This window comes from Paenibacillus agricola (assembly GCF_011440305.1).
Taxonomy (GTDB): Bacteria; Bacillota; Bacilli; order Paenibacillales; family NBRC-103111; genus Paenibacillus_S; species Paenibacillus_S agricola.
The window spans coordinates 1-1,431 of record NZ_JAAOIW010000067.1 but is presented as its reverse complement, the minus strand read 5'-3'; the positions used below and the strand labels follow the sequence as shown (position 1 = coordinate 1,431).

Here is a 1,431-nt window from a genome sequence, read left to right as displayed (position 1 = left end):
CACTAGCGTTGCATTAATTTTCTCTGAATCTTCATAATTTTCCGACTTTCTATCGTTCAGGCATAAAAAAATCCTTTACAATGAAATGGTCAGGTAGCACCTGTCCATAATCCATCGAAAAGGATTAAGCCCATGGACAAGAATACCCTATTTTCTTCATTTGGTAAATGGATTTCTCCCATTTGTGCGAAGACGTTCACAGAACGAGTCGCCCAAGGGGAACAAGATAAATACGTCAAGAAGTTCACGACCTACGCTTACCTAAAATTGTTCTTGCATGCTCAGATTCAACAACGAGATGGACTGCGCGAAATTGCAGCCGATGTGCTTTGCAAAGACTTTCAGCAAGAACTTGGGTTACCGTCCATTTCTGCTTCTCAGTTAAGTCGCAAGCATAATCAAGTCGATTCTGCCTTACTGGAACAGGTTTTTATGGAGCTAGTTCTTCGTATTCGTCAGAGCACGGCACCTTCTTCCCTACGAAAAGACTTTAGAATCATTGACTCTACCACCATTGGGCTTTGCCTCCAAAAGTATAAATGGGCGGAGTTTCGCAAGACTAAAGCGGGTGTGAAACTTCACTTTCGACTTGCGTACATCGACGATGAGACCGTTATTCCCGAGAAGGTGATCCTCACTCCAGCTAAGAAAAATGATCGGAGTCAGTTGGATGCCTTGGTCGATGAAGTCGGTCTCACTTATGTGTTCGACCGTGGTTACATCGATTATGCCAGGTTCGACGACTACTGTGATCGCGGTATTTTCTTTGTCACTCGAACGAAGAAAAACGCAGTGATTCGCCCGATTGAATCCTTCGCGCTGCCCGCGGATAGCGGTGTGCTCACGGATGAGATGGTCATTGTCGGAACACCGCAGAAGCGAATGGAGAACATAGTGCGTCTTATCCACAGCGTAGATTCCGAAGGGAATCCCGTGGCCATTCTAACCAATCGATTCGATCTGAGCGCGGATGAAATCGGGCAGATTTACCGCGAACGCTGGGCGATAGAGACCTTTTTTAAGTGGATGAAGCAGCATGTTCGGATAAAGACCTTTTACGGAACCAGCGAACGAGCGGTAATGAACCAGGTATGGATGGCACTGATCGCCTTTTGTCTGCTCGTGTTAATGAAGATGGAGACAGGTACGAAGAGTAGCCTGTTGGAGCTATGTCGCTGGCTCAAAGTTTTGTTGTGGAAATCCGAAGCGGACTGGTTGGCTCGCATTCATTACAAGCCCCTTCGTTCATCGGCAGGAAGACGAAGCATACGCAGCTAATTCTTTCATCTATCTCGACCTGATAAATATTACATAATATACCAAATGGGCAGGCTACCTCTTAGAGGAGATCCACTTTTTGGCAAACGGAGTCAAACTGTTGTTCAGAATATTCCGACTACTAGTATGGATCGGTTTTATGCAACGCTAGTG

At 45.8% G+C, this 1,431-nt stretch carries 1 protein-coding gene; it reads left to right on the top strand.

What is annotated here, in order from left to right; genetic code table 11:
* Positions 1-132 precede the first annotated feature (132 nt).
* A complete protein-coding gene (locus tag G9U52_RS39040; RefSeq protein ID WP_166158865.1) occupies positions 133-1,278 on the top strand; it encodes an IS4 family transposase in 1,146 nt (381 codons plus the stop codon).
* Positions 1,279-1,431: the final 153 nt, after the last annotated feature.

Bases quoted from the DNA above. Each gene is read 5' to 3' on its own strand.
- G9U52_RS39040 (WP_166158865.1), top strand. From the start codon at position 133: ATGGACAAGAATACCCTATTTTCTTCATTTGGTAAATGGATTTCTCCC.